Annotated in this window: 7 protein-coding genes; all 7 read right to left on the bottom strand. The window is 56.6% G+C overall.

The genetic code is table 11. The features are described 5' to 3' along the window. Positions 1–186, bottom strand: a 186-nt coding sequence (locus tag ABYV26_RS16650; RefSeq protein ID WP_372682483.1) for a TfoX/Sxy family protein, incomplete at its 3' end; no start/stop codon positions are given. After that, the gene (gene pabB / locus ABYV26_RS16645) at positions 173–2,506 is read right to left on the bottom strand and encodes an aminodeoxychorismate synthase component I (RefSeq protein WP_372682482.1); all 2,334 of its coding nucleotides are present in this window, start codon (positions 2,504–2,506) and stop codon (positions 173–175) included. The genes ABYV26_RS16650 and pabB, both read right to left, overlap by 14 nt. 100 nt (positions 2,507–2,606) lie before the next feature. Beyond that, a complete protein-coding gene (locus tag ABYV26_RS16640) occupies positions 2,607–3,299 on the bottom strand; it encodes an aminodeoxychorismate/anthranilate synthase component II (protein ID WP_372682481.1) in 693 nt (230 codons plus the stop codon). Positions 3,300–3,500: 201 nt separating this feature from the next. Then, positions 3,501–4,988 carry an ATP-binding protein gene (locus ABYV26_RS16635; RefSeq protein WP_372682480.1) on the bottom strand — a complete coding sequence of 496 codons (1,488 nt, stop codon included), beginning with the start codon at positions 4,986–4,988 and terminating at the stop codon, positions 3,501–3,503. Then, positions 4,972–6,468 carry an ATP-binding protein gene (locus ABYV26_RS16630; RefSeq protein ID WP_372682479.1) on the bottom strand — a complete coding sequence of 499 codons (1,497 nt, stop codon included), beginning with the start codon at positions 6,466–6,468 and terminating at the stop codon, positions 4,972–4,974. Before ABYV26_RS16630 ends, ABYV26_RS16635 begins: the two co-directional genes overlap by 17 nt. 176 nt (positions 6,469–6,644) lie before the next feature. Further along, the gene (locus ABYV26_RS16625; protein WP_372682478.1) at positions 6,645–6,944 is read right to left on the bottom strand and encodes an HNH endonuclease; all 300 of its coding nucleotides are present in this window, start codon (positions 6,942–6,944) and stop codon (positions 6,645–6,647) included. Beyond that, positions 6,941–7,526 (bottom strand): hypothetical protein (locus ABYV26_RS16620; protein WP_372682477.1); only part of this gene is annotated, 586 nt, incomplete at its 5' end. The genes ABYV26_RS16620 and ABYV26_RS16625, both read right to left, overlap by 4 nt.

Genomic DNA, 7,526 nt, shown 5'->3' with positions numbered 1-7,526 from the left:
GTTGGACAGGGCCTCGGCCGCTGAGGCTTCACCCAGGCGAAGAATCAAAAAGTTCTTGTAGACCCCGCAGAACATGTTGCCATGGATCAGATGACAAACCCCACCGAACATCTTTATGGTTGAAACCTTTTTCCACCCGTCGATGGTCGACAGGATGCGCGCTTCCAACTTCTCATCGTAGGCCATCGCCGCCCTCCCGTGTATCGAATAGCCCCTTGTTAAGGGCTTTGGCAAGGGATTTGTCATAATTTAGAGGCCGGTTGTCCAGGCTCAAGGCCGGCACCGCACCCATGAGGGAATTGGTGAGTAGAACCATGTCGGCATCCCAGACCGCATCGGGCAGGAGGGTGCGATCATCCATTGAGAATCCCAAAGCCTGCAAGCGCCGGGAAACCACCGCCTGCATCACGCCGGGCAGCACGTGGGAAGACCGGGGGCGGGTTACCGTCTTTCCCGACACCACCAGAATATTGGCCGTATGGGTTTCGGAAAGCGTGCCGTCCGGGTTCAGGACAACCGCCTCGTCCGCACCCTGCTCCCGGGCCCACGCACCGGCCTGATGGTAGTATAAATAGTTCAGCGTCTTGAAATCCGCCAGCGGTGACAGCCGTCGGTGTGGGTAGGTTGCCAGCTTCAGCCCGGGTGCCCCCAGAACCGTCAAGCGGTGAATGTAGGGCCGGGCGGTCACCAACAGGGCTCCCAGATGTGGGGAGCGGCTCGCATCACCTCGCGTAGCCAGGATCTTGAGCGCCGCCGATGCCTGGTTCAGACCGTTTACCTCGACGACCTGGGCGATGATCGACGCCCAGGTCAGGTCGGGCGGGGCAACGCCCAACAAGGCTGTCCAGGTCCGGTTGAACCTATCCAGGTGGGCCTGCAAGCGGCAGGGAAATCCTTTTTCCACGCGGATCGTCTCGAAAAAACCGAACCCGTACTGAAGCCCCAGGTCGGATACAGGCACAGCCGCCCGCTCCTGGTGCATCAACCGGCCGCCCTGCCACACCCAGAGATCTGCGCCGGTGTCCGTCTGCGAGCCATTGCCCGCTTGCTCGAACACCGACATCAGCGTCCGTCCCTTATGAAGGGTTTCTTCATACTCGTCCTCAGGGTCGGAGTCATGGACAATGCCGCCCCCCACGGAAAAAACAAGGCGGTCGCCGATGATGGTCGCCGTACGGATGGCGATGGACAGGTCCATGGTGTCGTGAAAGCTGATATACCCGATGGATCCGGTGTAGACGTGGCGGCGAACGGTTTCCAGCTCGTCGATGATCTCCATGGAGCGGATCTTGGGGCATCCGGTGATCGAGCCTCCGGGAAAGGTGGCCCGGATCAAGTCCACGGAATCATTTCCCTCGGCAAGCGTTCCCTCCACGACGGAAACCAGGTGGTAGACGTTCTGGTAGGCTTCCAGGCGTTTGTGCTGAGCCAAGACCACCGAACCTCCGGCGCACACCTTGCCGAGGTCGTTGCGCAGCAAGTCCACGATCATGGAAAGCTCGGCATCATCTTTGGGACTGCGGGCCAGCGCGGACTTCATTTCCCGGTCTTCTTCCGGGGTCTTCCCCCGTGGACGGGTACCTTTGATGGGACGGGTTTCAATCCGACTGCCGTTGCGAAGCAGAAACCGTTCCGGAGAAGTGGAGACGATCTGGTGATCGCCGGCATTGACGTAGGCGAAAAACGGGGCTGGGTTCATCTGGAATAGGGCTTTGAAAAGCGTGTAGCTGTCGCCACTGAAGCCCATTTCAAAGCGTTGGGACAGATTGACCTGATAGAGGTCACCGGCAGCAATGTATTCCCTGATCCGCTTTACCGAGGAGGTGTAATCGGAACGGGTGAAATTGGACTTCAATGACTGCCCGGTTCCTGCGAACGCTCCGGGAGACGTCGGCGGTGACTTCAACGCGTGCATAAATCCTTCTATGGCCGCGTTTACCGCTTTATCATCCTGGCCTTGGCGAACGGGTGCATGAATCTGGGTCGCGCCGCTGGCCTTATCGTGCACCACAATCAGTGTCGGGGCAAAAAAACAAAGCTGGGGGAGGCCAAGGTCGTCGAGGGTGGTTCGGGGCAGGGCTTCCAGGCCGTCTTTCAGGTCGTAGGCCAGATATCCGAAGAGGCCGGCGGCAACGGGAGCGAATGTCTCGCCAATGTTCAGACGGCAGCAGGCCAGAACCGTTTCAAGACTATCCAGCGGTGCTTGTGTCGCCACATGGGACGTCCCGTCAATGACGACCGTCGTTTCTCCGGACCGTCCGGTGAGCGAAAGCCAGGGATGGATGCCCAGGATGTGGTAACGGGCGCAGTCCAGGTCCCCGCCACTGAGCAGCACCACCGTTCCGGGTTCGTTGGCGAAACGGGCCGCCATGTCCGCAAAGGGCTCTTCCAGACAAACCGTTTCTGTCCGAACCCCGGAAATGCGGGGCAAATGGGTGCTCAAGGGTTTCAACAGACCGCAGGCGTTCGCAGGTTCAGGGTTGAACGTGCTGGGTTTTGTTTTCATTCGTGTACCTTGTTGGTGGACCACCACACGATCGATGCCTTCGCCAATCGCTACGCGAATAACTCCGACACGTCACCACTTATCGAATCATCGTTTACCGTTAATGGCTAATGTGGCTGAAGTTTTCTTTGCACACGGAACTGTTGAACCCGCGAACGACCGCGGGGTTGGGTGCCCCAGGTCCTACCTTTGCCAGTGCCAGCTCGCCTTTCAGCGGGCCCAGCCGAAGGAAGTTCTCGACCAGGATGAATCCATGTTCGGTTAAAAAGCTTTCCGGGTGAAACTGTACGCCGTGAAGCGGAAAACGCCGATGGGACAACCCCATGATCGTCGCATCCGCGGTGCGTGCGGTAACCGCGAGTTGCCGCTCGAGGGCTGCTTCCGATAATTGCACCGCCAACGAGTGATATCGGGCGGCCTTCAACGGGGTGGGCATTTGTGAAAAAATGGCTTCCTGATGGTGATAAACCAGGCTGGTTTTACCGTGCATGGGAGCCGGAGATCGGACGGTGCGGCCGCCGAACACCTCATTGATGCACTGCATACCCAGGCAAATACCCAAAATGGGGGTCGTTTGATAAAACGCCTGGATCAGCGGCTTAGAGATGCCGGCGTGGACGGGGTCCTTGGGCCCCGGACTGATCAACACATAGTCGGGCCGGGCAGCGGCCGCCTGGGCCAGGGTAATTCGGTCGCTGCGGTGAACTTTGATATCCAGGTCGTAGTGCATGAACATCTGCACCAGGTTGTAGGTGAAAGAATCGTAGTTGTCGATGACAAGCAGCCTGGCCATCATTGCCTCCCCGCGAAATAAAAACAGCCACCCCGTTTGAGCCTGGGTGGCTGATGCCTGTTGCATAACTCATTTAATATGGCGCCCAAGTAGGCGGGCGCGTATCAATGTTTTTTCCCTCTCAGTAGCTAATGTGGCCGGCGCGGTCAAGTAAAATTACACCCGACACCCAATATCGTTCCGATTTAAGAAAAGGAATGCTTAGTCAACCGGCAGCAGCACCGTAAAGGTGGTTCCCTTGTCCGGAACGCTCTCAACGCTGATCCGGCCTTTTAACGCCTCCACCAACCCTTTGACGATGGGCAGGCCCAACCCGGTGCCGGTGATGAAGCGGGTCTTGTCGTTCTTCACCCGGAAAAACCGTTCGAAAATTTTATCCAGGTAGCGCGCTTCGATACCGAATCCATTGTCAATCACCCGGACCCGCAGGTTGATGCCGGTCATGTCCACCTTGACTTTAATTTCACCACCGTTTTGGGTGTAGTTGATGGCGTTGGTGATCAGGTTGCCGAAGATGCTCTCCAAGGCCAACGGGTCGGCTTTGATGGTCGGCAGCAGATCGGCCGGCCGGTCCATGATGAGCGCCTGCGCCTTGGTCTTGGCGCGGGTGCCGAGAAAATCAACGATATTGCCGAGCAGATCTTCCAGCTGAACCGGTTTGGGTTCCTGGCAGGTGGTTCCAGATTCAATCCGTGAAAGATCCAGCAAGTCGCCGATGGTGGAAATCAAGCCCTGGGTTTTTTCCTTGGCCCGGGAGAGCAAGTGCTCCTCCGATTCACTGAGCTGCCCCATCAGATCGTTAAGCACCAGTGCCAGCTGCTCGTGGATAGTGGACAGTGGGCTTCTAAGCTCATGGGAAACCTTGGCCACAAACTCAGACTTGAGCCGGTCCAGCACCTTCATATTGGTAATGTCGATGACGGTGACCACCGCCCCCAGGCACGCTTTGCGCTCGCCAATTACCGGACGACCGCGGGCCATGAGAAACCGCTCGCCGCCGAAGGAAAATTCGTAGGTGGGAATATCGTCAAAATCCACATGCCGCCCGCTGGATATTTCCACAATCAACCGGCACAACCCCTCGTCAGGAATGTAGCTTGAAATCTGACCGCCAGTAGCCGTGTCGTCGGCCAGATCCAACAGCCGGCAAAAGGCCGGATTCATCAGCACCACCTGACCGTCGGTATTGGTCACCACGATCCCGTTGGGAATCGAATCGACGATGGTGTGGATCCTGCTTTTTTCCGTTCCCAGGTCCGCCAGCGTTCTCTGCCGCTCGGCTTCCAGCTTCACCGTGTCCCTTTGAAGCCGGATCTTTTCCCGAGCCCGGTTAACCACGATTCTCAGCTGATCCGGCTCGAAGGGTTTGGGAACAAAATCGTAGGCACCCCGCTTCATGGCCTCGATTGCGGTTTCGATGGTGGCAAAGCCGGTGATGACAATGACCAGTATGTCCCGGCCCATGGCCTGTATACGCTTGAGAACCTCCATCCCGTCAATGCCGGGCATTTTCAGATCCAGCAAGACGATGGCCACATCGGTCCGCTCGATAACGTCCAGCCCTTCTTGACCGTTTTGGGCCGTCAGTGCATTGCACCCCATGCGGCTGATGATCCGCTCCGATCCGTCCCGGATGCCCTTTTCATCATCGATCACCAGAACGGTTTCGGGATCAGGCGTGCTCTGCATATTCAGCTCCTTTTTCGGTTTCACGGGTGGTGGGAAGTTCGATGATAAAGGTGCTGCCGCGGCCGGGAATGCTTCGGGCGGTAATGCTGCCGCCGTGATTTTCAACGATCCCGTATACGACGCTCAGTCCCAATCCGGTTCCCTTGCCCTCTTCTTTGGTGGTAAAAAAAGGCTCGAAGATATGTTCCAAGTCCTCAGCGGATATTCCAGGACCGGTGTCGGAAAATTCGATTATCACCCGATCCTTGGTGGCTGATTCCCGGGTGCTGATGGTAATCGTGCCGTTGCCGTCCATGGCTTGGGCCGCATTGATGATGATGTTCATGAACACATGGCCCAGCTGCTGGGTGTCCGCCAACACCAGGGGGACGAAGGGGGCCATTTTCTTTTTCACGGTAATGTTATGAAAAAGGGTCTGGTTCTCGATAAGAAAAAGGGTCCGATCAATCGCGTTGTTTATGTTCAATGGCTTCATGAACTGGCGTGTCTGCCGGGCAAACTCAAGCAGTTCCTTGACGGTGTCACGGCATCGCTGGGCGTCTTTTAAAATCCGATACAGATCCTCTTTGGCAGAGTCCTCCAGATCATAGTCTTCCAGCATCAGTTTGGTGTATAGCGTGATCCCGCCCAGCGGGTTGTTAAGCTGGTGCGCCACCCCGGCGGACAATTTTCCCAGGGAAGCCATTTTTTCGGACTGAATCAACTGGAGCTGGGTTTTTTCCAGTTTCTGCTGAATGTGGATACGCTCTCTCAGGTCATGGAAGAAACCAATCGAACCGGCTTCTTTACCATTTTCATCGTAGATGATCGAAGCGTAGAGGCTGATGGGAATTTTCTCGCCGTTTTTACCAACCGCATTGATGCGATATTTTTTCAGCTTTCCCTTGCCGCCATACTGTTCACTTCTTAGGTGCCGCATCACCGTTTTGGCGCCGTCCCCCTCGTAAATCGCTTTGATGTTCAGATGATCGAGGGCCGCTTCCACACTATGGCCGGTCACCTCGGCGGCGGCGTCATTGAAGATGATGATCTTGCCGGTCATGTCGGCGGCGATCACCCCGTCGCATGCGCTTTGGAGCAGATTATATAAAAAACTGTTGGCCCGCCGAAGCTCTTCCTCAAGTCCCTCCAGCGCCGGAAGTTCAAAGTTGAAAATCGTCATCGCATCCTGCCCATCCTCGTCGGTGATGGGGTAGGCATACAAGCAGGACCGTTTTTGTTTGCTCAACGAACTTGAAGAAAGGTCCCGCAGAGACGGCTTTCCCGTAACCATGACTTTTTTGACCGGGCAGTTGTCGCAGGGTTCGGGGCGGCTGTAAAACACCTCGTGGCAACATTTTCCCGATGGCGATTCCCCGTCAATGAGAGCGTCAACACCGGCCGAGGCCAGAATGTGAAAATCTCTGGAGATAACGACAATCTTTCGTTTGAACGCATCCAGCGCCCTGAGCAGCAGGTTCCGCTCTTTTTCGGTGCGCATTAGACCTCCCCGGGGTTGACGTTCCGGAACCACTCATGGTCGAGCGATTAAAAGACAGTTTCGTGATGTTGTCAACAGCGATGCAGCGAAAAGCGCTGACAATTCCTAGCTGGGTCGGCAGCGTCCTGGCCGGGGTAATTCGCCGCCCATCGCGTCATGGATTCGGCAGTCGTGCATTACGGCAAGGATTGATGCCTCTGAAGGTATGCCTCCCACTCCATGGGAAGCAATTGTTTTTTCTTGTTGTTGCAGGGCTTGCATGCCGGAACCACATTTCCCTTGGTGCTCTTTCCTCCTCTGGCCACGGGGACGATGTGATCCATGGTCAACTCGGCTGCCGGTGTCCGACTGCCGCAATAATAGCAACGGCCTTTGGCACATTTACGTTTCCACCACGGGGACTGCCGCAATGCGCGTGCTTTTTGTCGCTCTCGCTTGAGATCCTGCTCATCCAGATCATAGGCATAAGGCTTCATTGCTTCTCCTTGGCCTTGGATGACCGGTCAACCGCCAGCCCTAAACCGACCAGCCACTTGTCAATCTCAGCCTGCAACATCGTATAGAAACGGGCAGAGCCCCCCAGACCGGTTCTGCCGAAGAAGTAGTTGATCTCCAGAAAAAGCGGGTGCAGATCGTCTTTGGCGGCCCCGGATCGCTCGAAAATAAAATCGAATCCGGCCAGGTTGATTCGCGACTGCCGGCAGAAGCGGCGAGTCAGGGCCAGGGCCTTCTGACGAAGATTCGGGTCAGATTCAGTATCGATACGCGCGCCCCTGGCCAGGTCGGTGCCAAAAACACCCGGGTTGTCCTGAATTCTCCAGTAGGCCCTCTGGGTTTGCCCGATCACGGCGACCCGCAGCGTGCGATTCGAGTCGTTGAGGCAGGTCTGCAGGACGAATCCCCGCTGACCAGACCGCTCATAACGCTCGGCCATTGACAGGGCTTGCGCCAAGTCGGATGGGGACTGGAGCAGAGAGACCGTGTCTCCTTCTCCTCCCCAGTCCAAATTGAAAACAAGGGGGAAAAAGGCCTCGCTTATCCCTGATCCGTCGCGTTGG

The sequence above is a fragment of the Desulfosarcina sp. genome, from assembly GCF_041551955.1.
Lineage (GTDB): Bacteria > Desulfobacterota > Desulfobacteria > Desulfobacterales > Desulfosarcinaceae > Desulfosarcina.
Note: the sequence above shows the minus strand (reverse complement) of the source record. Positions and strands in the feature narration are given on the sequence as shown.

Coding starts and splice junctions, on each gene's coding strand:
- ABYV26_RS16630 (WP_372682479.1), bottom strand. CDS start 6,468: ATGCGCACCGAAAAAGAGCGGAACCTGCTGCTCAGGGCGCTGGATGCG.
- ABYV26_RS16625 (WP_372682478.1), bottom strand. CDS start 6,944: ATGAAGCCTTATGCCTATGATCTGGATGAGCAGGATCTCAAGCGAGAG.
- ABYV26_RS16635 (WP_372682480.1), bottom strand. CDS start 4,988: ATGCAGAGCACGCCTGATCCCGAAACCGTTCTGGTGATCGATGATGAA.
- ABYV26_RS16640 (WP_372682481.1), bottom strand. CDS start 3,299: ATGGCCAGGCTGCTTGTCATCGACAACTACGATTCTTTCACCTACAAC.
- pabB (WP_372682482.1), bottom strand. CDS start 2,506: ATGAAAACAAAACCCAGCACGTTCAACCCTGAACCTGCGAACGCCTGC.